The sequence below is a fragment of the Rothia gullae genome (assembly GCF_024294905.1).
Classification (GTDB): domain Bacteria; phylum Actinomycetota; class Actinomycetes; order Actinomycetales; family Micrococcaceae; genus Rothia.
Window position 1 is genome coordinate 36,613 of the sequence record NZ_JANCOC010000011.1, and the last position, 24,241, is coordinate 60,853.

The following is a 24,241-nucleotide window of genomic DNA, read 5'->3' on the forward strand; positions in this document are numbered from 1 at the left end:
CCGAAAAAGTCGCCCGAAAAAGACAGAGGAACCAACGGCTCCACACACTCAAGGAGGAACGCCACCATGGGACTCAAAGACTGGATTGCACCCTTCATTACACTGCTGATTGGTGCCAGCACCATCTTCATCTCCTACAAGAACTACCAGGCGCAGGCGGCGGCAAAACCCTCCGAACTGGCGCGACTGGAACTGTGGAGCAAGCTCCTCACCGAAGCCGGCTTGGACCTCAACGCCCTACCCGACCCCGAAAAGCTCACCTCCGACCAGCGCGTCGTCCTCGAAAACTACCGGGTCTTCCTCAAGCGTGCGTCCCTCGAATCGAAGCTGCGTAAAGTTGGCATCGACAGCAACCGTATCTTCAGCCTGCTCATGAAGCGTGCGCACTCTTCCGTGAAGCCTACGCCCATCCCCATTGGCGACTCGATTAGCTACTACCGCCTGATTCTACGTGCCCTGCTGTACATTTGGGTTCCGCTGGCCGTGATTTTCATCGGCGTGCCCATCATCGTGGTCACCATCGCCTACCTGATTGGCCTGTTCACGAACCACCGCGGCAATCTGTCTGACTTTGCACTCTCCCCGCTCGCCGTGGTGCTCCTGATTGTTGGTGCGGTCGCCGTCGGTGCCCTCGTGTACCTGCAGAACCGCATTATCTCCGCCATTATCGCGAACAATGTGTACTTTTACTTCTGGGATATTTACGGCTCCAAGAAGGGCGCTCGCGACTCCAAGGACGCCTACAGCGAGCGCCTGGCGGCTAAAACCTACGCCGACCAGCTGTTCCTCGGTCAGCAGGAGTTCGCTCACCAGTTCCGCGAGAACATGTACATGGCGGGTATTCAGGAGATTGATGAGTACCCGCGCGTGCTCAGCGACAGCGTGATGCTGCCGCGCAACTACCGGGTTGCGGAAACCACCGAGGGTGAGGACCGTATCGACCGCTTCGTGAACTGGGTGCGCTCCAAGATTGGTTTTGAGCGCCTGGAACCGCGCATCATCTACAGGCTCGAACATAAGGACGCGCACAAGGATGCGAAGAAGGAATCCGCGCACGGTGAGCCGGTAGCTACTGAGCAGGGTGTTTCTGAGCAGCCTGTAGAGACTCTGGCTCAGGATAAGCAGGAGGATGCGCAGAAGGCTCCGGAGGCGCCCGCCTCTGCGGAGTCCGCCTCGGATGAGCCCATCGTCGCGGAGGTGCCCGTTGACGCGCCTGCCGATCATCCTACTGACGTGCTTGCTGGGGATCTAGCTGATGCACCTACCGAGCCCGTCACCGGAAATGCCACCGAACCTTCTGCCGCAATTGCCGTATCTGGGGCAGACGACCCCACGGAGGTGTTCACCCGCATCCCGCACGATGCCGCCAGTGAGGAACCTGGCGCTGAGAAGCCCAAAAACTAAATAGCCGCCCGGAGCGCAGGAAATCCCCGGAGCACCAGAATCCGGCATGAGAAAAGGGTCGCAGCCTACGAATCGCCATTGAATCGTAAGCGTACGACCCTTTTCCTTTCCCTTCAAGGAAGAGCAGAATCGGAGGTACCGCCCGACCAAGAAGAGCTAAATGATGCGCCCCTCCACCAGTAGAGGTTGCCTGGCAGAAGAACCCGCAAGAGCGGGTCGGCAGAGCGCCCGGCAGAGGAGGCATCACGCTTGAGGAACCGCCCCTCACCCCACCAAAGAACAGGTTGAGCCCGCCAAAGAATGGGTTGAGGCAACAGAAAACCCCGAGCTGGCGTATCTCCTGTATCTTCAGAAAATCCTGTATCTTCAGACGATCTTGTCTCTTCAGAAAATAACTACATCTCGGGGTAGGGGGGAGGACGATTCGCGCTCCGGGTGGCACCTACCCTCTCCCACCCGGAGACGAATCGTGGGGATGTTCGCAGTGTAATGAAGACATCCCACCGAAATCCCTAACGAAAGTTCGGGGTTTCTGTATGAGCGGTATATGAGCCTACCGCAGTCTATGCCGTAACCTCGGGGTTACGGGAGATAACAACCTTCACCACGTTGTGCTCGGCAGCGTGGGTGAACAGGTCGTAGGCTTCCTCGAACTGGTCGAAAGTGAAGCGGTGGGTTGCCATTGCCTTAGCGTTCAGGCGACCGGAGCGGACCATGTTCAGCAGGTTGCCGACGGTGTTGCAGTTGACCAGACCCATGTTGATGCGAACGTTAGAGATCCACATGGTGTTCAGGGGCAGCTCAACAGGCTTGCCGTGCACGCCGGCGTTAGCGATGTTGCCGTAGGGGCGAACAATCTTGGTGCAGGTATTGAAGGTCTGCGGAATACCCACAGCCTCAATTGCCACGTCCACGCCCAGACCGTCGGGGGAGAGGGCCTTAATCTTCTCGATGAAGTCTGGGTCGCCCGCATTGACCTTATCGGTTGCGCCCAGCTCCAGTGCCTTGTTCATGCGGTTGTCGTCGAAGTCGACGGTGATGACTCGGCCGGCACCGCAGAGGTTAGCGGTCATAATCGCGCCCAGCCCCACGGGGCCTGCACCCACGACAGCGACGGTGTCACCGGGCTTGGTGTTGCCGTTCAGAATACCAATCTCGAAGCCGGTGGGCAGTGCGTCGGTGAGGAAGAGGACGTCCTCATCGGTCAGGCCCTCCGGAACCAGGTGGACCGAGGTCTCTGCGTAGGGAACACGCACGTACTCTGCTTGGGTGCCGTCAATCATGTAACCGAAAATCCAGCCGACACCACCAACGGTCTGGCAGTGCGAAGGCTGGTTTGCCTTACAGTAGGAGCACTTACCGCAGCTGGTCACGGCGGGAATGATGATGCGGTCGCCGACTTTCAGATCAGTCACCGCGGAGCCAACCTCGGTAATGGTACCGACAGCCTCGTGGCCCAGGATGCGTCCGTGGTCCACCTCGGGGCAGTCACCCTTTAGGATGTGCAGGTCAGTACCGCAAATGGTGGTGGTGTCGACACGGGCGATAACGTCCGTGGGCTCAAGAATGGTGGGGTTCGGGACTTCCTCCCAGGCACTCTTCTGGTCGGGGCCGTGGTATACATATGCCTTCATGATGACTCCTTCTTTGAAGCTCTAATGAGGGTGCAGTGACTGCTTTATCACTACATGTATCAACCCATAAGAAATATTTGATAGGTTGTATTTTCATTAAACCCGACGTGTTGAATTATGCGCTTTTATTACGCGGAGTGTATCTTTTGGTTCTTTAAACATGAACATGATTCACTTTGGGTATTTAAGACCTGTGAAAAACGCACGAGGCGCACCCCCTAAACAGGGATGCGCCTCGTGCGTTTACTCGTGCGTTTAATCGAGGAAAGTTGTATTGAACCCGGGTTGAGCTGGGTTTAATTCTTCAGCTGGGCACGCGCTCGCGAACGAACCGCCGTCACCGCCCACACCAGCACAAAAGCCGCCACCATCGACAGCACAATCGTGCCACCGGTCGGCAGGTTAAACGCCCACGACAGGTACAAGCCAACAATCGAACAGATACCGCCAAACACCGGCGAGAACACCATCATCGACCCCAGACGGCGGCACGCCAGGCGGGCAGCCGACGCCGGAATCACCAGAAGCGCCAACACCAGCACATTACCGAGCGTCTGCAAACCCATCACCACAGAAATGGTCACCAGAACGTACAGCACAATGTCCAGGGCAAGCACCGGCAGGCCCATCGCGCGGGCACTCTCACGGTCCAGGCTGACCGTCACAATCTGGCGGTGGAACAGCCACAACACCAGCAGAATAACGGCACCCATAATCGCGGCCTGGGTAATGTCCTCATTCGAAACACCCACGATCGAGCCGAACAAGAAATCCTGCACCGACCCCGAATAGCCCGGAGCCAACGAAATAATCACAATACCCAACGCAAAAGACGCCGCGAAGAAAATACCAATCACAGAATCCTCGCGTAGCCGCTGATTCTGGCTAAAAATAGCCACCAGAATAGCCGTCATCACGCCCGCAGTTAGACCGCCCATGACCAGGTTGCCGCCCAGCACGAACGCCACCGCAAGACCCGGAAACACCGAGTGCGCTACCGCATCGCCAATGAAGACCATGCCGCGCATCAGCACGTGGCAGCCCACCACACCGGTAACCACCGACGCGAGCAGCACCGCCGCCAGGGCGCGCGGAAGGAACGCCAGAGACGGGTTGAACAGGTCGGCAAGAAAATCGATAGGAGTAATCAACGGGCACCCCCGGTAGAAGCAGTATGGGTGGGGGAGAGAGAAGAGTCAGAAGCGCAGGAATCCGGCAGCTCGTGGCCGTACTCATCTAACGCACCACCGGCACAAATGAAGCCCGTGCGGGCGTGGCCCTGCGCCTCCTCAATATCGTGACCGTGCAACCACGTATGCAGCTGATCCAAGCTAAAGGAGTCCGCCGGACCATCCAGGTGAATATTGCCGCGCACACCGCACAGACGCGAGCAGGACTCACGCGCCGCCAGCATGTCGTGCGTAGACATCAGAATCGTGATACCCTCACCAGCCAACTCACGGTACAGGCGAGTCAGGGTGGTCTGGGTCGGCGCGTCTACACCCGTAAACGGCTCATCCAACAGCAGCAGGGAGGGGTTCGCCGCCAAAGCGCGCGCCAAAAGAACCCTCTGACGCTGACCACCGGAAAGCTCCGCAATGGAAGCATCCTGCAGGTGCAGAACATCGGTGCGTTCCATTGCCGAAAAAACCTGCACCCAATCCTTCTTCGCCGGGCGGCGGAAGAACCCAATCTCACGCACGCGACCGGTCATCACCGTATCCTTAATGGTCAGCGGAAAATCCCACTGAAACTGGTGCTTCTGCGGCACATAACCAATATGCGCACGGGCCACACGCGGCGACTCACCCAGCACCCGAACCTGACCGGACGCCGGGCGAATCAGACCCAAAATGGTGCGCAGCAGCGTGGTCTTACCGGCACCATTAGCACCAATCAGACCCGCAAACTCGCCGCGCTCCAGGGTCAGGGACAGATCCTTGAGGATGGAACGGCGCGCGTAGCCGGCGTACAGGTTCGAAATTTCAAGAACAGGTTCAGTACCCGCTGTTACCGATGCGCTCACGAACGGTCACCGCGCACTTCATCCAGAGCCTCACGCTGTGCGGAGGAGCGGCGACGGAACGAAAGGAACGCGCCCACGGCAATCACGGCTGCCACGCCTGCGGCAATAGCACCCCAGGGGATAGTGAACTCTGCCTTGTAACCGCTCTGGTCACTCGCTGCGGCGGCAGAAGAAGAACCGGACGCCTGAGAAGTAGAAGAAGCCGAACCCGAGGATGCAGAACCCGAGGAACCGCGGGCCTGCGCCTCCATCGCGTACAGGGCATCAGCGCTCGCAGAATCACCCACCGCAAACTTCAGGTAGCGAGTATCAGACACGGTCGAACCGTCAGACAGCTCAGCGCTTGCGGTGACCTTCAGCAGGTACTCTCCGGGGGCGGTGAACACCCAGTTCGCGTGGGTGTGAGTGTTCTTCTCCACCCATAGCTTCTGCGGCTCACTCTTGGTCGAGGACCACAGCACCTGCGGTGCCGAGAAGTTGCCGTTCTCCAGGTACAGGCTGAACGTGCCGGGGCCGCTCACCTGCTCCAGGGTCAGGTTCACGCCGCGGTTCAGCTTGGACACCAGATACGGATCCTGAGTGGTCCAACCCGGCCAGATCACGCCCTTAGCTTCGGTCTGCGGAATCACGTACACCTTAGAGCCGGCGGGCGCACCCACGAAGGAGTAGCGCGGGTCGTTCGGCACCTCAAGGATCGCCTGATCGCTACCGCGGTAGATGACCTCGTCCATGCTGCGCCATACGGGGGTTTCGCGGTGGTCGTCGTGGAGCATGAGCTCAAACTTGCCGTTGTTGAAACGAGGGCCCATATCCACGTGACCGGCAGAAATTTCGGTGCGGCCGGATGCGACCGGCTGCTCCGCAGACAGGGTCTGGGTGAGGGCACGCTCGCCGCGGCTGAGGTTGCTGTCGCTCGGCTGAGCCGATGCGCTCTCAGTGGTTGCCGGGGTGGTCTCCGCGTGTGCTACACCCTGGGGTGCGAGCATGAGGCTGACGCCCAGAGCCAGGGCGGGCAGCGCGCGGCTACGTGAGGAGCGGGAGGGGGTGGTTGGGTTCATCATGAGGACTTCCTTGGATCCTGACCGAAACGGTGTGTGAAAGATTATCTATATGCTGATGCGGCTATATGAACTTGTGGGGAGCCTAAAACCGGGTTATGAAGTGCTTGCCTCCGAGCAGCTAGCATCCGAAGAATCGCCGCCAGAACTAGCCCCCGAGCACAGCGCAATCGTGTGAGCATTCGCCAGCATCATCTGCGCGTAGTGAGGAGCCTGCGCATCCAGGGTATCCGAATAGAGCACCCCGGTACGCACCTGAGCCTCCCGAGCCAGCTCCGTCAGAACTGGTGAACGCATCGCCGTGGACTTATCCAGATAAATCGCTGGAACCTTCAAATCCTCGACCGTGCGACGCAGACGCTGACGCTGCTGAATGCTCGGCTCGCCGCTGGCGCTGGCACTCACAAAACCGGCAATGTGCAACCCGTAGGTGCTCGCCAGGTAGCGGTAGCCGTCGTGCGTGGTGACCAGGTTGCGTGCCGACTCCGGCAGGCCTCCGTAGACCTGACGCAGCTGAGCGTCCAGGGAGTCAAGCTCCTTCATGACCTGCTCGGTGCGGGTCGCGTACTCGCTCGCACCCCCCGGGTCGGCGGAGGTGAGTGCGTCACGGATGACCTGCACGCTTGCTTTCGTGTTCGGCACCGAATGCCAAATGTGCGGGTCGATTTCGCCGTGCACGTGCTTGCCCAGAACGGCCTGCGCCAGCAGATACACTTGACCGCGATGCTCCGAAGCACCCGAACGCAGGAAACGGTAGCTGCCGCCGGCGGGCACCTCCTGCAGAGTGCGGGAGGGAACCGCGACCACGGTGCGGTTCAGTTCGTACTCTACGGCGCCCTGGGAGGAATCCGCGCGAAGCACGAGCCTGCCGTCGCCGGTGCGTGCCGTAATATCGGCGTGACCTGCGGAAAGAACCTTGATGTCTGAGGCTGAAACGTTCTGTTCCTTCGCCAGACGGTCCACCAGCTGTTGCGGGTCACGACCGACCGCGCAGTACAGGGTGCCGCGCGAAGAACGCACCGACTCCGGCGCATTGACCGCTGTGGCGCTCAGCTCGATGGCGTACTCGCCGGCATCACTAAACGCCCACGATAGGTGCGTATGCGCCTGCAACGGAAGCTCCAGCGAACCCATATCGCCGGTACGGATCGCGGTGTCCCCCTCACGGGTGAGGTTCACGCCGCGCGCATGCGAATCGCACAGCATCTCCACCGCGCCGAAGGTCTGCGTAATGAACGCCGCCAACTGCGCATTCGACGAATCGGTAGAGGTGCGCGCCCGCACGCTCTGCACTTCAAAGCGCATGCCTGCATCCGAAGAGTCAACGGGGGCGGACTCATTCTGCCCGCCCTCTTCAACGCGCAAACCCAGCCAGATGGAGTCCAGGGAGGCATCCTCAACAATGGCTTCCAGCTTGCCGCCGTACTGCTCAATCTTCTCTGCAACCGCCACGGACACAACACCTGCGGGCAGGTTCGCCTCAACCATTTTGCTGAGCTTACGCTGCTCCAGAAGCAGACCGTTCGTCAGAGCGCAGCGGGCGTAGGCGACATCGCGGATATCGCGCAGGCTAGGCTCATACGAGTGCGGATCAGCACCGGCAGGCACCAGGGAGTGCACGCTGGCGCGGTCGCCGGCAATCTGCTGCGCCAAGTCCGCCAGGATTGGGGTCGTGGCGACCACGCGCATCCGGTCGGAGGAGGCGTTCACGGTGCTGGCGCATCCGCTCAAGGCGAAGGCACCAGCCCCCACCCCCGCACCCACCACGATACGGGAGGCGAGGGTGAGGGCAGTTCGCCGACTATAAGCGTGTGCGCGGTTGCCGGTATGCCCGCTATGCGGTGTCACCGCTGCGGCCCTTTCGACGTGCCGAACGCAGAATCATGGCACCGAGTGCCAACGCCAGAATGGAGGTGCTGACCACGAACGGGTCGATAACCACACCGGTGTTCGGCAACTTACCTGCCGCGGCTGCCTTCTGGGCGTTGGCGAGTTCCTGACTGGTCAGGGCGCAATCCTCACCGGAGGCGGTCTTACCGACGATGCGCACCTTGGATCCGTCGGGTTTGGTGACGATGCCGGTGGCTTCGTCGACGGTGCCGTTGACGGGGTTCTTTGCAGTGCTCTTCCCGCCGCCGTCCTGCTTGGCTTCTGCCCCACCCTGCACGTTGTTGCTTGCCGGGGCGTTATCGGGGTTGCCGACGGTGAAGTGCAGAACCGATTCGCTACTGACCTGCTGGCCATTTTTCAGGCGTGCCGTCCAGCCGATGGTCACGGTGTAGCGACCCTCAGCGGTGAACACCCAGTTGCTGTGCTGGTGGGTGTTTGCGGGCACCTGGAAGGAGCCGCCGCTACGCGAATTGAAGACCTGCTGACCGGCGGAACCGAAGTTGCCGGAGAGGAAGGTGAACATCGTGCCGGGGCCCTCAAAACCGTTGAGACTCATGGTGACGGGGCCGTCGAGCTGCTTAAGCAGTTCGGGGTCCTGGGTGCTCCAGCCGAGCCAGGGCACGCCCTGCTGCTGGGTTGCACCGATCATGTGCACGGGGGTGCCTGCCGGGGCGATGTTCTCCATGCCTGCGGGCAAGTTGATCTTCGCGGCGTCGTTGAGTACGAACTCGAGAGCGCCGGGGGAGACGTGGCGGGCGGGGCTGGTGCGGTCGTCCTTCACGCTACTGGTGAGGTTGCCGCCGTTGAGGATCGGGCCTACGTCGAAGTGGCCGTGGGTGACTTCTTCACGGCCGCTGTGCTCGGCGGTGTTGACCACGGCGAGGGTGGGGATGCTGGTCGGTGCCTGGGCTGCCTGGTTGCTCTGCTTGTTGTCCTTCTGAGCGTCCTTGCTGTCCTTGGCATCTTCGGCGGGAACCTCGGTGGGGATGCACTGCTGGTTCATGCTGCCGGGCAGGCCGGAGGACAGCACACCGTTGCCGGTAATGCCGCCGCCGTTGCTGGGTGCGCTGATGTTCTGGGCGTTGGAGCCCTTCACACTGGATCCCTTCGCGCTGGTGGCATTGCCGTCCTTGTTTTCACCCTTGGCAGAGCCGTTATTGGTGTTGTTGGTGCCGATAATAGCGGTTACACCGGATCCGCCCTGGGATGCCTGCTCACCATTCGCTGCCGCCTTTGCGCCGTTCGGGTCGGTCACCTGCGCGGCGTTCTGACCGTTCACGGATCCATCCACGCGGCGAATACCGGTGGATGCGCTCGCCTGTGCAGAAGCGCTCGCCTCAGCACTTGCGGAGGTAGATGCACTGGGGCTGCTGGTGGCGCTCTCGGTGGCGGTGGTGCTTGCCTCGCTCGTGGCGTCCTTGGTTGCTTCCTTTGCGGCATTCTGCTCGTTCAGGAGCTTGAAGCCGTCCTCAGCGTTAGTGCCCACGGCGATGGTGTAGGTCGCCTCGGAGCTGACCGGGGTGCCGTCGGCAAGGGTTGCGGTGGCGCGGAACGTCAGCTGGTAGATGCCTGCGCGGGTGAATGCCCAACTGAGGTGCTCGTGGCCGCCAGCGGTGATGGTGTGCGGTGCGAGCTGGTCGTTGGTGCTGAAGACGCGCGGGTTGTCGCGGCCGGATTCGGTGAAGACTTCGGCACGGCCGCCTTCGGGTACGCTGCTGCGCACGAGTTCAAGGTTGATGGTGTTGTTCTTGAGCGCGCCGGGGCGGATTCCTTCCGCACCGAGACCGGGGTAGAGCAGGCCGCGGGTGCGGGTGGAGGGAATGTAGAAGATGTCGGTGCCTTCGGGGGCAATGTAGTCGTAGCCTGCTACGACGTTGGTGTGTGCATCCTCGACGTCGGGCAGGTGGAAGACGGTGCGGGCGGGGTTGAATCGTCCCTGCTTGCCGGGGGCGGTGTCTGCGAGGGTGCCGAGGGTAAACTGGTTGCCGTCGAGGAAGGCGTTGAGCATTTCGGTGTGTACGCCCGCGATGACATAGTCACCTTCGTAGTTGACGTAACCGCGCGACTCGGTGCCTGCCTGGGTGCCGGTCTGGTTTTCCTGCGCCTGTGCGGCGGTGAAGGTGCCGACCTGGGGGAGGGCGAGGGGTGCCCCGAGTGCGAGCGTGCATCCGAGGGTGGTTGCGCTGAGTAGGCTCAGGGGTTTGGTGCGTCCTTGCATGGTGGCTCCTTGGATGACTGCTCGTTGGCTAGCGCGTTGCCCGATGTTTTCGGGGCTTACCCGGTGCTGGGTCCGGCGGCCTGTTGCCGTTTTCTCCCCTGCGTCCGGGGTGCGCTCTGCCGTGTTTTTCTCTTTGTGGATGTATGCGGTGTGCGTTTTTGGGCGGACCTCGGCGCACACGTGTTTCTGAGAATCACTATACTCAGTTATGCTCTAAATGACAATTATTTGCAAAAGAGCTACTCTAAGAAATAGAAAAAATGAGAAAGGTTGTCATGAACTCTCGGAAACAGACCCAACGACGGGTCACCACACACACCCCCGCACTCTTCATCCCCGGCGGTAAGCCCGCCCTTCGCCGTGCAGCCGCATTCCTCTCCGCCGCAGCGCTGCTCGCGCTCGCCGGCGCTGCCCCCTCCCTGCCCGCCGTAGCAGGCCCCGACGACGGCAAAATCGTCACCACCAAGGGCCACGTTGACGCCCCCAAGGCATACTGGGACGAGCAGAACGGCACCTTCGTCCTCATGAACGAGGCGAACCCCTACAAGACCGGCGCAGACACCTACGAACTGGACAAGACCGTCAACTGGGTCGGCAAGGGCTACAGCGGCCGTGACGGCAAGTCGCAGTACACCATGACCCTGGGCGACTCGCCCTCCCTGGCATTCCTCGGCGAACCCGGCCAGACCCTCTACATGGCACCGCACCTGACCTACGGCAACCAGGACCCCATCTGGGCTGGCCTGGGCGCATCCACGAAGGTACCCACTGAGCGTTTCCGTGACGGCGTGTTCGCTACCGACATTCTCTCCGTTGAAGGCCCCGGCCGCATGGAGCTCTTCCGCTACAATCCGGACGACGCCCCCGCCGACGTGTACCGCATGCTCTCCAGCAGCTCCACCGGCTGGCACTCCTGGCTGCTCGACAAGGGTAGCCATACCCACAACACCACGACCTTCACCCGCCCCGGCCGCTACGTGGTCACCTACCGCACCGTGGCGCGCTCCACTGACGGCCGCATCATTAGCTCCAAGCCGTCGAAGCTGGTCTGGCAGGTTGGCGGCATGCAGCCCGTGCTCGGTGACGGCACCCCCACCGCCGTGCCCACTGTTGATCGCTACAACGCGGCACCCGTCGGTGACCTGGATGCCGCAAAGTACGTGCTGTCCGTGGCACCGCACCGCCTGGATGCCGACCCGGCAAAGAATAAGGATGCTGACGACAAACTCAGCGATATCACCTTCACCGCCGCGAACAAGAACCTCAAGGGCACCTTGACCCTGTACAACAACGGCTACTTCCTGACCGACCTGCCGGTCGTGAACGGTACCGCCACCTGGTCTGAAATGCTCGGTAGCGAGGGTTCCCAGCTGCAGGCTGTCTTCACCCCCGACACCTCCGACGCAAACAGTGCGGAGGCGTCCCGCTGGATCTCGCACAAGCTCACCTACGAACCCGGCAAGGCTGAGAGCGTGTACAGCGATGACGGTAACGGCTCCTGGCCCGAAGAAATCCCAGATCAGGCGAACACCGTACTCAGCACCCAGCAGTACACGCCGACCAGCATGGACTACGACGTGACCGTCACCCCGAACGGCAACGGCTTCAGCACCGTTGAGGTCCGCTTCAAGGACCCGAAGGTGCGCGGCTTCCTGCGCGGCGGCTTCTACGCCCAGGACGACCCGGTCTACCCGTACCTCGACCTGGAAGGCTCCGTTCAGGATGGTGTGGCACGCTTTACCTTCCGTGACGAGTCGTTCTACAAGGGCACGGCGCTGCGCGTGAAGATGCTGACCCACCCGGATATGAATGCTTCCGCCTCCACCACTGAGGTTGCGGCGAAGTACGAGCCGGGCACCAAGTACACTGCGCACGGTGCTTTGGCTCCCGATAGCGCACCCATTAACGATGCGTCGAAGCCTGCTCCGGTGGATCCGTCGCCGAGCGCTGAGCCTACCGCCGCGCCCTCTGCTGAGCCTTCTGCTAAGCCGAGTGAGGCTCCGACCGCTGAGCCCAGCACCGTTCCGTCGGTGTCCCCCAGCGAGGTTCCGACCGTGCCTGCGGTGCCGACCGCCTCCGCAGAGCCGAGCGTACCTGCTCCGGCACCCTCCACTCCGGCACCGTCTAGCCCTGCGCCCGCGAACCCGACCCCGAGTGCACCTGCTCCGACTAGCTCGGCACCGTCTGCGCAGCCGTCCACCCCCGGAACCCCGGGTCACCAGTGCGTGCCCGGCCAGATTGACGGCCGCGCCAAGATTTCGCACGGCCACCTGGACATCCAGGCGACCCTGAAGGACCGCCAGCTGTCCGTGGGTCTGCGTGACGACAGCGGCATCATTGACGCTGATTCGACGGTGCGCCCGCTCGATTCGGTCGTGTGGACCATCAGCGAGAACGCCCGCCGTGTACGCACCGAACGCATGGCTGACGAGAAGCTGAACTTCATGGGCCCGGTCGGCACCGCCTTCTATGGCCTGCCGCAGACCCAGCAGAGCGGCCTGCCCTGGCCCGGCTACAACACGCAGGACATCGACTACTCGCAGTTGCGCGGCCCCGTGCGCCTGCACGTGGTGCCGAAGGTTATGCCTGAGGGTGCGCGTTTCGGCATGTTCACTGAGTCGCTGAACGGTGCGGATGTGCTGCTGGATTCGACGACCGGCAAGACCACAATCGACATCGATTACGCGACGCACGCGCACGCGAACTGGGTGTTCTCTGAGCCCGGCCAGTACATGTTCGATGTGCACTATTCTGCGACCCTGGCTGATGGTACTGAGGTGAGCAGTCCGGTGCAGCAGCTTGCGGTTGCTGTGGGTAAGAAGGCGTCGGATGCGTGCTCGTTTGAGACTGCCGTGCCGATGGACCCGAACGCGGCTGCGGACGACTTCAGTGGTGTGCGCCGTGTGGATTCGGCAACCCCGGGCGGTACCGCTGGTGCTAACCAGCCCGGCTCCGCACAGTCTGGTGCCGCACAGGGTGGTCAGTCCGGTCAGGCTGGTGCTTCCGGTGCTACCGGTAACGTGAACGCGCAGGGCTCCTCTGGGGGTTCGGCTGGTGGTTCTGCTGGCGGCTCTTTGGGTCAGTCCGGTGTGTCTGCCGCGTCGGGTGGCGTGAGCTCCCAGCAGGGCGGCCTGGCGCGTACTGGTTTCGGTGCGGTGTCTGTGGCTCTGGGCGGTACGCTGGTGCTCGGTGCCGGCACTGCGATGGTGCTGCGTTCTCGCCGCCGCGCCTCCTAGTGCTTGCCGCGTGAGGATGCGCTGATACGATAAAGCCCCCGCGGCTGAGAGGATGACTCTCGGCCGCGGGGGCTTTCTCTATTCGGTGCTCCAGAAGTTATCTGGACGATTCAGATGCGTAGTGCTCACTAAAGATATGGTTGAGGGGCGCTCGCAGGCACGGCGGCTACCGCGTGAACGAACGCCCCTCCATCAGCGACGGCTAATCATGGAACCAAATAAACCGGTTTACTTATCCATCTCGTAGACCCAGCCGCCAGCGTTGCAGTAACGCTTACCGTCCTTCTCAGTGATGTAGTAACCAGGCTCGTGGTTCTCGCACTTCTGGATAACTTCGCGAGCCTGCTGCTCAGACTTCTGGAGGTTTGCGGAACGAATCTGGAAGAAAGCAAACGTAGCAAGGTACGCCACCAGAACCAGCACGAGAGCAGCAATCGCCATGCCCTTACCCTTGCCGGTGCCATTCTTGACCATGACCAGAGCGATTACGGCGAAAATAATGGTCGGGATGGTCAGGAACGAACCAATGACAAAGATGCCCGTCAGGGCGGAAATAATGCCCAGAACCAGTGCGGTTACTGCCGCCCACTTCTTCTTTTTCGGTGCCTCGACGGGCGTGCCGTATGCGGGCTGTGCGGCGGGTGCCTGCTGGGTGAACTGCGGCTGCTGCGGTGCAACCGGCTGCGGGGTGTTTTCAGACATGAAAGCCCTCGTTTCGTATGTGGTTGGTGAATATCCGGAGGCGCACCACCCGCAGGTGGCGTACCTTTCCCAAGGATACTCTATGTGCTTGAACGCTCTGACAAGTTGAATTGTCGAGTACTTTGATGGTCTATGGGTTAGATGGCTAAAAAGTTAACTCGGTGCAAGGCTCGGGTGAAGGCTGGGCGACCATTCACCGGCAGGTGGGATTGGGCCCGTATCCGCCCGATTTTCTCGGCTTCGGAAGGGGAGTACCCCGGCTAATGGTGTGGTGCAGGTTCGGGCGAATGTGTCTGCTGAGTTTAAGGATTCGCGTGCTTTTAAGGAGTGGGTGAACCGTATTGATTCTGAGACGTCGAAGGCTATTTCTGACAGGGAGGTTCGTTCGACGGCGTACCCGATTCAGCGTTTGCGGTCGATTGAGTTGCGGGTTCCTTCTCGTGTGGTGAATCAGAGTGTTTTGCCGGTGACGGTGGTTCCGGTGTGGCCCAGTGGTGCGGATGAGTTGAATCCGTTGATGGTTTTGCCGCGTACGGGTGAGTTTTCGACGCTGGTTCAGGCGATTTCTCCGGATGCGCAGTTGATTAGTTTTTCGGATGGTTGTTCGGGGCACGTGTTGGTGTCTGAGGATCAGCGGGTGGTGACGGCACTGTCGGTGACGTCTAAGTGCCGCCTGAACGCGCAGATTGGTAATTTCACGAACCTGTCCAGTGGCGACTTCGCGATTATCACGCGCTAACGGTGGTGCTCAGGTGAGTAGCCGCTGGTACACAGAAAGCCCCTGGGTTGAGAGGATGGTATCTCAGCCCAGGGGCTTTCTCTATAGGGTGCTACATGTCAACGTCGGCGAGGCCAGTGACTTCCTTTAAACCTTTGAAATAAGAAATTGTCATACCCCTCTTATCAAGCGCGTCCACCTGAGCCACATCATCCGGATTATCCATATCAGGCCAACGTTCGTTCTCAATCCTAAACCGCACAATCGCCAAGAGCCGGTAATTTTTATGAGTCGTCGGACCAAAAGCAGCAATCTGCTTACCCGACTTCGTATAAAAACCCACCATATCCTGGTCTTCAACATCCACAGTCTCGTAATAGGTAACGCTATCAATCGCACCTATCGGGTAGACCGTTGGGTTAGCTGACCAGACACGCTGCTCGATACCTTCAGGAGAAAGCTTCACATAAGCGACATGCACATAACGCAAAAAGGAAATGAACATAGCCGATACTAATAAAATCACTATTTCAGTCGCTATATCTAATGATTCAGGACCGTATATGTGGGCTACAAACGAAAGACAGGGGAAGGCGGGGGTAAATATCATCAAGAGAGCTTCGGCCTGATTAGCTCGTCGGATATAAATACCCTCACGCCGCCGCTTTTTATCTTTCCATCGCTGCACCTCGTAATTGATGATGACGTAGAATGTCGCAACTGTTGTAGGTAAAGCGACGGCACCCCAGAAGACAGTCAGGAAACTACGCATGACGGGTTCTCGTTTCGTGTGGTTGGTGAATATCCGGAAGCGCGCCACCGGCAGGTGGCGTACCTTCCCCAAGGATACTCTATGCAGATAAAAGCTATGATAAGCAGAAATATAGAGCAATATGATGCTCTATGGGCTAATCGACTAGAAAGTTAACTAGGCGCAAGGCTCGGGTGAAGACTAGGCGACCATTCATCAACGGGTGGGATTGGACCCGTATCCACCTGAGTTTCTTGGCTGACCCTAGATATACAGAAGACCCCTGGGCTGAGAGACAATCCTCAGCCCAGGGGCTTTCTCTATGCGGTGCTACATCTGAATGACACTATTTAGATGAGGCATCAAGGATGCGCTGCAGATGCTCCGGAATCGGCAGGTATCCTTCCCTACCAACAAGCGAGCCAATCTCATACTTGCGGGCGTAGCAGAGGATTTTGATAAGGGTATCCATCTCCTCATAGTCACCGAACTCTACGAAAAGTTCCGGTATATATTTAGGTGGCCAAACACCGTAACGCTCACGGAAGAGAATCATCTGGTAGATATAGGTAATGTCAAAGAGGACAGGGCTGACCCCCAGCCAGCGTTTACCCATTTGGCTACTATTGATGACAAGATAGCCACCTCTGTTGTTGACCTGCATGTTTATTTTGGTGATGCTACTGTAGTCGAACTCGCGGGTCTTTAACCGCCAGTTCCGCCATTTCACGGAGGTTTCATTCTGCTGGACATAGAAAACATGAGAATTTATGGCTAAGAACCAGAAGAATAAACCAATAATATTCATGAAAATATATGCAGGAATATAGTCCAATGGGTGTTCAGCCGGAAAAGTTAGAGGAAATAAAATGCAGATTATCACAACAAAAGAATCTGCAACCAGGACAGCCAAAAGCGGCTTTTTCTGCCGCTGACCCAAAGGAATATAACCTTTAGGTCGCACCAAACCAATTGAACCATTAGTTACAGTTGCAGATATAAATCTATTCAACATATACTTACTTCTCACCCTTAGAATTTTGATAACCAGCTATAAATTCAGAAAAAGATTTATCCGAGTTATTAACTACTTCTTCTCGATGATCTTTAATATAAGAAGCCATATCTTTCAATTCATCCTTTCCCTTTAAAAATACATTATCTCGACCTATTTCCATCATAATTTGATCCAACTCCTGCTTTTTCTGGTCTAACCGGGCTTTATTTTTCTCTGGGTTACGAACATACGTAATCCGAGACAAACTCGTATCATGGCTCATGCCAAGCTGTGCAATGGTGCGCGGGTCTTTAACGGAAGACCCCTCATGATATTTACTCCTCCCTGAAATACCTACCTTGAAACCATTAGCGCCGCTCCAAATTATATCGGTTAGACCTATTTCTCCCTTTTTCCCCCAGGTCTCAATGAGATCCTGGCTAGTCTTCAAAACAGCGGGAGTTAAGGTATCAAAAGCACTCTGAATTAGAGGACGCGGCTCATCAACCTTACTCTTTTTGATCAAGTTACTCACTTTTTCAGAGGTAACATCAAATACATTAGTAATCTTTTCATTATTTATCTTTTGAACATAAGGGGTTATCTTATTCTTTACTTTTCGCGCACTATCATATGTTTTTTGATATGTTTTTTCCATCGTCGAAATGAGGGTTGGAGATGCCTTTTTAGCTAACGAACCAGCGAGTGCACGGGGAGCAGCATTGGACAAACCTCCAAAGATACCACCACTGACGGTAGAAACCACATGCTCGCGAATAGAATACTGCCCCTTATCACCAATCTTGCCGTTCACAGCATCATGGGCAAGGTTCTCAAAACCACCCACAAAGTTGGCTACAACCTCGGGAATTCCATGCACGCTCGCCCTGGTCGCGAATACCTGCGCACCCTTCGACCATCCACTGGTTACAGCTTGCTCTAGAGCACCAACAGCTTTGGTGCGGCCCAGGGCAACCATCATATTACGACCCTGCCCTGCAATACCACCACCGATAGCACCAAAAGCTCCACCAATTGCCGCATCAATTCCAACACGGCCCCAGTTCACACGGCCATTCTCATCTCGGTTACTTGAGATTGAGGAAGCCGCGGCAAGAGATGCGCCAGCAACAACTCCAGCGACAATAAGAGCCACAGGTCCGAGGGACAGGAAAGCAACGGCAGATGCAACTATACCTACCACGGTAAGACCTGCCTGAATCCAATTTGAATTACGATTCAGCCATCCATTCACACCCCTATCAGCACAGGACTCGCGATACTTCTCATACTCCTCCACCGACACTGGCGACAAACCCCACGGATCCACCAACAAAACCGGGTTACCACCCACCAACGAGAACCGGTCAGCACCCCAACCAGCACCCACCGGTGCGCTCAGGGGATTAGGCGCCGTAAAACGAGCCACACGCGAATCCACCACGCGGGCACCCAACACCTCAAAACCAGAAGAACCCAACACCACACCCGAAGCCGCAGAAACACCAACCAACAAATCCGGCAACACAGGCACACCACCAGTAGCAGAAGCGCCCTGAGCAGACGGCACAGCAGGCGCCACAACACCCAAAGAAGCCCAACCATACGGATCCAACAAACCAGCACCAGAACCAGCACCAGGAACCAGTGAGCCCACAGAAGGCAACGACGAACCAGCCACACCCAGCACACGCGGAACAAACAAATTCTCATCCCACACCAGCGGGTGCATCACCGAAGCATCAAAACCAGCCACAGAACCAGCATTAGCGCCGGTTGAGGGTATACCAAACTCGGGTACACCAACAGACGCACCACCAGCAGCAAGCACACGACCATCAGCAGAAGCACACAACAGCGAGAAGCACACAGCAGAATCGTCAGCAGAACCCCACGAGGCCACCGAGCTCACAAACCCAGCCGCACCATAAGTCAGCGACGAGCCGGAACCATCCGAAGAAACCTGCAGAAGACGCGAATCATTACCGTCATACGAGAACACGCTCGTCGAAACCGGCACCAAAGTAACGCCCTCAAGTTCCACAGACTCCGGGCACTGGCCCAGCCACACCTGAGCATCCTCAACAGCAGAAGCAAACTCAGTGCGCAGACCATCAGCGTCGTAAGCGTAGGACAGCTCATAGCCGCCAGTCTCGTCCATGTACGCGGTGCGGAAAGACTCCGGAATCTGAGTACCAAACTCACGGCGCTGACGGACCAGACGACCCAAACGGTCATAAGACTCGACGGTCACCACGGGAGCACCAAACGCATCAACACCCCAGAAGATAGTCAGGAAAATGCGCATGACGGGTTCTCGTTCCGTGTGGTTGGTGAATATCCGGAAGCGCGCCACCCGCAGGTGACGTACCTTCCCCAAGGATACTCTATGTGCTTGAAAGCTCTGATAAGCAGAAATATAAAGCAATATGATGCTCTATGGGCTAATCGACCAGAAGGTTAACTCGGTGCGAGGCTCGGGTGAAGACTAGGCGACCATTCACCAGCAGGTGGTGACGGTGCTCAGGTGAGTAGCCGCTGGTATGCAGAAAGCCCCTGGGCTGAGCGTTAATCTCTCAGCCCAGGGGCTTTCTCTATGCGGTGCTACATATCAACGTCGGCGAGGCCGGTGACTTTCTCCTTTTCCCTGAAGTACGGGACTGTATCAGGGCCACTATCTAGAGCATCCACCCGAGCAATATCACTCGGATTATTCATATCAGGCCAGCGGTCATTATCAATCCTGAACCGCACAATCGCCATCAGACGATAATTCTTGTGAATAATCGGAGAGAAAGCAGCAATCAACTTCCCAGACTTGCTATAGAAAGAGACGAGGTCCTGACTATCTACAGCAAGTGCCTTATAGTATTCGATTCCGTCAATAGCGTTGACCGGGTACACGGTTGTACGCGCCGACCACATACGCTGCTCAATACCTTCAGGGGAAATCTTCACATAGGCAACATGGACATACCAGGCGTACAGCATGAACATAATTGACATAAGTATCCCACCCAGTTCATACCAAAAACCTGGAGACCCCTCCTCAACAAGATGGAGAAAGAAACCAAGACACGGGAACCCAGGGGTAAATATTGTTAGAAGAGCCTCGGCCTGATTAACTCGTCGGATATACGCGCCTTGGCGGCGGCGTGCTATATCCTTCCAGCGCTGAATCTCATAGTTGGTAATGATGTAGAGTGTCCCGGGTACCGAGATGAAGGCCAGGATGCCCCAGATAATAATCAGGAAAGTGCGCATGACGGGTTCTCGTTTCGTGTGGTTGGTGAATATCCGGAAGTGGGCCACCGGCAGGTGGCGTACCGTCCCCAAGGATACCCCGGTGCGTGAATCATCCTAGACTGTGCGCTTTGGCGCACAAGGCTCCTCAACCCGCGGGGTTCCACAGTTTAGCTGGCTGCAGGTTCAGCCTCCGGGTCCTCCTCGTCATCCTTCTCGGGGATAGCGACGCCCATGGTCAGGTACCTCTTCACCAGCAGGTACGAGGCAATCACCGGCACCACATACACCAGCGACAACCCGCTACCGGACTGCACAACATCAACGGCAAGACGGACCGCCGCCAAACATCCACCCAAACCCACCAGGGCTACGCAGAAGCCACGCAACACGCCATACCCGGCAGTACCCTCCTCAAAAGTCGCCGCCCACAGCTTGAACAGGGTGCGGGGCACAAAAATCAGGAAAACCGGCACCAGGCACAGCACCACCGAAACACCCACAGGCTCATAACCGGCAACAGCGAAAGAAGCCACCGGAATAACCAGGCAGAAGAACACCATCAGGGCACTCACACCCAACACCACGGTGCGCACATACCGGTTGATGCGCTCCATACGGTGCAGGTTAGGGACCTCGTCGCTCGGCTGCGCAGCATTGTAGAAGAACAGCAGAAGAACCAGCGCAGACGCCGCCACATACCAAGGCGCGAAATTGATGCCGTCCACCTGCGGGGTGGAGGCAACCTGCGGGACACCCGCCAGGGAGAGAGCGGCGAGCAGAGCAATCGCGGCAACGCAGAACGTGCCCACCGTCAGCAGAAAGTAATGGTACGCGCCGCCGTTCTTTGAATCGTGCACACTGTGCTTGTGCGTGCCGTCAATCATCACGACGGAAAACAGCATCGTGGAGATAGCCAGGATACTCCACGCGTACTCGCCCGTCATGACGGGGACAAACAGGAGGAGCACGGATGCAGAGAACAGAATCCACAGGAGTACTCGCTGCAGTGTGGGTGAGGACGCGATGGCCTCTCCAATAAAGCCGATAATAAATTCGCCGATAAAGCTCACGGTGGGATCCTTTCTGCGGGGGAGGGGTTACTCTTTGATCTCTTCAAAGCGGAGGACGCTGAAGTCGAATTCATCGTTTCGGGTCAGCAGAGACTTATATGCCCTGTATTTCTTGCCCGTCTTGAAGTTCTGGAGGTAGGGGTAGATACGTTCCCCATCGGGAGCGTGCCGCATTGTGATGGTTCCGCACTCTTCCGTCTCAAAGACACCGAAGATTGCGTAAGGGTCCTCGTGCTCAATAATTTCAACCGACTCGATAGTGCATATTTCAGAGTCATTATTCGAGTTGTAATGAGTCATGAAATATAAAAAACCAAATACGGCGATAACCCCTACACAAAATATGATGGCTTCACGGTCATACCAAATCTCTCTTCCTTTTCTTCGAAACATTATTTTTCACGGTGAATCACCTCTTCCCAGCGTAGAAATATACAGCTTCACTAACTCATTCTTTTCCGCGGCGCGCCTCCTCACGCGCCTGCTGACGCTCCAGCCTGCGCGCCTCATTACGAGCAGCCCTACGGCGGCGCTTCTGACGCTCACTCTTCGTCTGCCCAACAACATACTTCGTTTCACACAAGTCATAAAACTGGGCATAAATATCACGCGAGGAACCATACATCCCCACCACACTCATCACATCCAGGCCGTCCTCCTCCGCCCAGCGTCCGTGATCGTCACGGTACAGCACCTGCGCCATGAGGATGGTCGCGTCGAACTGGTAGGGGTCGAAGCTACAGGTGCGTTTACCCATTTCGGTGCTGCCGAAGCGTAGGAACCCGTTTTTGCCGTTGTTTTCCACGTGGGCGAAGGTGATGGAAGGGTAGGTGAAGGTTCGTTCTTTCCATCGCCAGTTTCGCCATCGTACACAGTCTTCGCATAGTTCGAGGTAGAAGGCGTAGCAGTGGTTTAGAGGTATGGCACCCAGCAGGCCTATGCCTAAGACACCAATCAGGAAAGCGGCAATGACCACCCCCGCTTGTGACTCATCCGCGAGGCCTTCGTGTGTCCCTGTCGAAAAGAGAAATATCGGCGCACCAACAAACCCAAGGATAGATACAAGCCAGAAGAAAATAAACGCCGCAATGGGTCTTTTCTGCCTTTTGTTTAGGGTGGGTTTGCCGAGCTTAATGCGGTAGCCCGGTATTAGGGCGACGATGAGTCCCCCGAGGAGTCCATCTTCAACAGCGCTCATGGTGTGTACGTCCTTGTGCGGTAGTGGTTGGTGAATCGTGCTCGCTACGGCGAGGTGGCGGGCACATCCTTAGCCTATCGCACCCAATCTGGACGGGAGGTTAACTCGACGCAATGCTCCGGTGAAGACTCGGCAACCACTCCGCAGATAACGCGAATCCGTGCTCAACCACCCAATTTCCTCGGCTACTCTGAGAACGAACCCTCACCCTCCGCGCCGTTGCTGGGAGGTTGCCGGTCACCGATAGATAGAAAGGCTGGTGAGCGACCATGATCAACACCATCATGATTTTCATATGGGGCGCACTTGACTCCCTGCTGATTTACAAGGTCCTCCGCACCGTAGTCACATACGAATTCAACCGACACCGCGAAAAGAAGCTACGCGCCGAAGCTGTATACGTCATGCGAACGAACCGCTACGAAATCCTTCTATACGCCCTAGTAATTCTCCCGTTCTCAATAGGAGCCTTCCTCATTCACCTATGGAAAGACGTAGGGTTCCACTTCGCATTCGACTTTATTGGCCTCGGCATGATCGGCTTTTTTATGTTCTTCTTCTGGAACGCCGCCGGTACCTACACTAAAATCTCGCCCGAAGGAATCGAAAGGGGAGAGCCGTGCAACGATACGGTCTTTTTCCCGCTCAACGCGATTAACACGGTCTCATACGACAACAACACCGACCGTGAATATGCAGACTCCCTCCATTTCTACACAAAGTCCGGCAAGCTGGTCGCAGAATTCTGCCCCGTTTTCGGCAGCTACCCCCTCCTCGCAATGACCCGATTCAGGATCGAAAACGAGCGCTGGCCAGACATGAGCAACCCTGACGACATTGCCCAGATTGATACCTGGGCGAACCGCCGCTCTACCCTCCGGTACTTCAGCTACGGCAAGATTTCGGGCCTCGCCGAAGTAGACATGTAGCCCGCGATTCAGCCCGTATTGAGTGCGTGCCCGGCGTGTTTCTCAACCAATATTTCCGCAATTTTTCTGCCGGAAAAACGTGGACTAGCCCGCACAGGCAACCACCTACCGCCCCACCGTGCGCCGCACCCCCTACAACCGCTACTACTCCGACCGTTACGGCCGTCGCACCCGCATCGTCATCAGCGACTACTACGGCAGCTCCTACAGCCACTACTACTATTACGGCGGCTAAAAGAATACCAAGCCCAATCAACATATACTGGAAGACGGCGCTACACTCACGTAGCGCCGTCTTCCCGTTAGATGCCGCAGGCATCACCCGCACCACGGTGCGGAAAATACACCACAGATAGAGAGAACCCATGAAGAACGTAACCCGCCGATCCGCCCTCGGCCTGGTTGTAGCCGCCGGTGGCGCAACCCTCCTGGCAGCGTGCGGTGCTCAGCCCCAGGCAACCAGCGGCAACGCATCCGGTAGCGCATCTGCTTCCGCATCCGCATCTAAGAGTGTACGTAGCGACTACTCTGGCGTTGCAGTCCTGGAGGGCTACACCTCCAAACCTGCTGACTACCAGCCTGGAACTCGCACTGAGCCCTCTAAGAATGCACCCGTGCCCGTGAAGCCTGCCGTCGTCAATGAGAACAGCGTGGAGGGCCTGTATCAGTCCATCGCGTTCTTTGGCGCAGCCATGGAATACTACATGCGCACCGGTAAGACTGAGCCGCTGCGTGAATGTGCACTCGATAAGTCCGAGCTGAAGAACCTGATTGAGCCGGAAGAGGGCACCATTAGTGAGAAGCTGATTAAGGGTGAAGCCTGGATGCACGACGCGGCTGTCACCATCACCATGCTTTCCGCTCAGCCCGAACGTGAGGGTGACACCTACAACTGGGATATCCGCCTGACCTCGGATCCTGGCGAGTTCATTGCAAGTAAGGATCGCGTGCAGGAAGCGCCCTCTGAATCGGAACGTAAGGCCGAGGTGGAGCGCACCCTGCACGGTGTTTACGAGAACGGTGCGTGGAAGCTGACCGGTATGCGTGTTTATTCCTCTTCGTCCTCGGCTTCTGCTTCCTAAAAACTTCAGCCTAGAAGCGTGTAGCTTCTACATCTAAAAGGCGCCCGCCCCGTGGCTAGAAACCACGAGGCGGGCGCCTTTC

Annotated in this window: 19 protein-coding genes; 5 read left to right on the top strand and 14 right to left on the bottom strand. The window is 57.7% G+C overall.

Translation table 11 applies throughout. The annotated features are described in order from the left end of the window. Positions 1-66: 66 nt before the first annotated feature. Positions 67-1,404 (top strand): CoA-disulfide reductase, encoded by a 1,338-nt coding sequence (locus tag NML54_RS07315; RefSeq protein ID WP_254757072.1) that lies wholly within the window; start codon positions 67-69, stop codon positions 1,402-1,404. A gap of 563 nt (positions 1,405-1,967) precedes the next feature. On the opposite strand, the gene NML54_RS07320 is transcribed toward NML54_RS07315, so the two are convergent. From NML54_RS07320 to NML54_RS07345, 6 genes are all read right to left on the bottom strand, one after another. Further along, a complete protein-coding gene (locus tag NML54_RS07320) occupies positions 1,968-3,038 on the bottom strand; it encodes an alcohol dehydrogenase catalytic domain-containing protein (protein WP_254757074.1) in 1,071 nt (356 codons plus the stop codon). Between the two features lie 296 nt (positions 3,039-3,334). Next, positions 3,335-4,189, bottom strand: a complete 855-nt coding sequence (locus NML54_RS07325; RefSeq protein WP_254757075.1) for an anchored repeat-type ABC transporter permease subunit — start codon at positions 4,187-4,189, stop codon at positions 3,335-3,337. Continuing rightward, entirely contained in the window at positions 4,186-5,064 is an 879-nt protein-coding gene (locus tag NML54_RS07330; RefSeq protein WP_254757077.1) for a metal ABC transporter ATP-binding protein, read from the bottom strand. Before NML54_RS07330 ends, NML54_RS07325 begins: the two co-directional genes overlap by 4 nt. Then, entirely contained in the window at positions 5,061-6,125 is a 1,065-nt protein-coding gene (locus NML54_RS07335; RefSeq protein ID WP_254757079.1) for a choice-of-anchor M domain-containing protein, read from the bottom strand. The genes NML54_RS07330 and NML54_RS07335 overlap by 4 nt, the downstream gene beginning before the upstream one ends. Before the next feature lie 93 nt (positions 6,126-6,218). After that, positions 6,219-7,970 (bottom strand): anchored repeat ABC transporter, substrate-binding protein, encoded by a 1,752-nt coding sequence (locus NML54_RS07340; protein WP_254757081.1) that lies wholly within the window; start codon positions 7,968-7,970, stop codon positions 6,219-6,221. Further along, positions 7,957-10,230, bottom strand: a complete 2,274-nt coding sequence (locus tag NML54_RS07345) for a TIGR03773 family transporter-associated surface protein (RefSeq protein ID WP_254757083.1) — start codon at positions 10,228-10,230, stop codon at positions 7,957-7,959. The genes NML54_RS07340 and NML54_RS07345 overlap by 14 nt, the downstream gene beginning before the upstream one ends. A 275-nt stretch (positions 10,231-10,505) precedes the next feature. Between NML54_RS07345 and NML54_RS07350 the strand changes: the two genes are divergently transcribed. Next, on the top strand, positions 10,506-13,466 hold the full coding sequence (locus tag NML54_RS07350; protein WP_254757085.1) for a choice-of-anchor M domain-containing protein: 2,961 nt from the start codon (positions 10,506-10,508) through the stop codon (positions 13,464-13,466). A 228-nt stretch (positions 13,467-13,694) separates the two neighbouring features. Here the strand turns inward: NML54_RS07350 and NML54_RS07355 are convergent, their stop codons facing one another. Next, on the bottom strand, positions 13,695-14,168 hold the full coding sequence (locus NML54_RS07355) for a DUF4190 domain-containing protein (RefSeq protein WP_254757087.1): 474 nt from the start codon (positions 14,166-14,168) through the stop codon (positions 13,695-13,697). 331 nt (positions 14,169-14,499) lie between these two features. Between NML54_RS07355 and NML54_RS07360 the strand changes: the two genes are divergently transcribed. After that, positions 14,500-14,907, top strand: coding sequence for a hypothetical protein (locus tag NML54_RS07360; protein ID WP_254757089.1), 408 nt, complete (start codon positions 14,500-14,502; stop codon positions 14,905-14,907). 91 nt (positions 14,908-14,998) lie between these two features. Here NML54_RS07360 and NML54_RS07365 read toward each other — a convergent pair whose 3' ends face one another. The 7 genes from NML54_RS07365 to NML54_RS07395 form a co-directional block, all read right to left on the bottom strand. Beyond that, positions 14,999-15,778, bottom strand: a complete 780-nt coding sequence (locus NML54_RS07365) for a hypothetical protein (protein ID WP_254757091.1) — start codon at positions 15,776-15,778, stop codon at positions 14,999-15,001. A 205-nt stretch (positions 15,779-15,983) separates the two neighbouring features. Further along, complete coding sequence (locus NML54_RS07370) at positions 15,984-16,652, bottom strand: hypothetical protein (protein WP_254757093.1); 669 nt, start codon at positions 16,650-16,652, stop codon at positions 15,984-15,986. A gap of 4 nt (positions 16,653-16,656) precedes the next feature. Further along, a complete protein-coding gene (locus NML54_RS07375; RefSeq protein ID WP_254757095.1) occupies positions 16,657-18,942 on the bottom strand; it encodes an RHS repeat domain-containing protein in 2,286 nt (761 codons plus the stop codon). A 296-nt stretch (positions 18,943-19,238) separates the two neighbouring features. Further along, positions 19,239-19,898, bottom strand: coding sequence for a hypothetical protein (locus NML54_RS07380; RefSeq protein ID WP_254757097.1), 660 nt, complete (start codon positions 19,896-19,898; stop codon positions 19,239-19,241). A 149-nt stretch (positions 19,899-20,047) separates the two neighbouring features. Continuing rightward, on the bottom strand, positions 20,048-20,950 hold the full coding sequence (locus NML54_RS07385) for a hypothetical protein (protein WP_254757100.1): 903 nt from the start codon (positions 20,948-20,950) through the stop codon (positions 20,048-20,050). Positions 20,951-20,977: 27 nt separating this feature from the next. Further along, positions 20,978-21,250 carry a hypothetical protein gene (locus tag NML54_RS07390; protein WP_254757102.1) on the bottom strand — a complete coding sequence of 91 codons (273 nt, stop codon included), beginning with the start codon at positions 21,248-21,250 and terminating at the stop codon, positions 20,978-20,980. A 148-nt stretch (positions 21,251-21,398) separates the two neighbouring features. Then, entirely contained in the window at positions 21,399-22,148 is a 750-nt protein-coding gene (locus NML54_RS07395; protein ID WP_254757104.1) for an ECF transporter S component, read from the bottom strand. A gap of 269 nt (positions 22,149-22,417) precedes the next feature. Here NML54_RS07395 and NML54_RS07400 point away from each other — a divergent pair, with 269 nt between their 5' ends. Together NML54_RS07400 and NML54_RS07405 are read left to right on the top strand one after the other, a co-directional pair. Further along, positions 22,418-23,077 carry an ATP pyrophosphatase gene (locus tag NML54_RS07400; protein WP_254757106.1) on the top strand — a complete coding sequence of 220 codons (660 nt, stop codon included), beginning with the start codon at positions 22,418-22,420 and terminating at the stop codon, positions 23,075-23,077. A gap of 365 nt (positions 23,078-23,442) precedes the next feature. After that, a complete protein-coding gene (locus tag NML54_RS07405) occupies positions 23,443-24,159 on the top strand; it encodes a DUF6318 family protein (RefSeq protein WP_254757108.1) in 717 nt (238 codons plus the stop codon). The last annotated feature ends 82 nt before the right edge of the window (positions 24,160-24,241 follow it).

Excerpts from the sequence above, each read along its gene's own strand:
- NML54_RS07315 (WP_254757072.1), top strand. The coding sequence starts at position 67 with ATGGGACTCAAAGACTGGATTGCACCCTTCATTACACTGCTGATTGGT.
- NML54_RS07320 (WP_254757074.1), bottom strand. The coding sequence starts at position 3,038 with ATGAAGGCATATGTATACCACGGCCCCGACCAGAAGAGTGCCTGGGAG.
- NML54_RS07335 (WP_254757079.1), bottom strand. The coding sequence starts at position 6,125 with ATGATGAACCCAACCACCCCCTCCCGCTCCTCACGTAGCCGCGCGCTG.
- NML54_RS07345 (WP_254757083.1), bottom strand. The coding sequence starts at position 10,230 with ATGCAAGGACGCACCAAACCCCTGAGCCTACTCAGCGCAACCACCCTC.
- NML54_RS07350 (WP_254757085.1), top strand. The coding sequence starts at position 10,506 with ATGAACTCTCGGAAACAGACCCAACGACGGGTCACCACACACACCCCC.
- NML54_RS07355 (WP_254757087.1), bottom strand. The coding sequence starts at position 14,168 with ATGTCTGAAAACACCCCGCAGCCGGTTGCACCGCAGCAGCCGCAGTTC.
- NML54_RS07370 (WP_254757093.1), bottom strand. The coding sequence starts at position 16,652 with ATGTTGAATAGATTTATATCTGCAACTGTAACTAATGGTTCAATTGGT.
- NML54_RS07375 (WP_254757095.1), bottom strand. The coding sequence starts at position 18,942 with ATGCGCATTTTCCTGACTATCTTCTGGGGTGTTGATGCGTTTGGTGCT.
- NML54_RS07380 (WP_254757097.1), bottom strand. The coding sequence starts at position 19,898 with ATGCGCACTTTCCTGATTATTATCTGGGGCATCCTGGCCTTCATCTCG.
- NML54_RS07390 (WP_254757102.1), bottom strand. The coding sequence starts at position 21,250 with ATGACTCATTACAACTCGAATAATGACTCTGAAATATGCACTATCGAG.
- NML54_RS07395 (WP_254757104.1), bottom strand. The coding sequence starts at position 22,148 with ATGAGCGCTGTTGAAGATGGACTCCTCGGGGGACTCATCGTCGCCCTA.
- NML54_RS07400 (WP_254757106.1), top strand. The coding sequence starts at position 22,418 with ATGATCAACACCATCATGATTTTCATATGGGGCGCACTTGACTCCCTG.
- NML54_RS07405 (WP_254757108.1), top strand. The coding sequence starts at position 23,443 with ATGAAGAACGTAACCCGCCGATCCGCCCTCGGCCTGGTTGTAGCCGCC.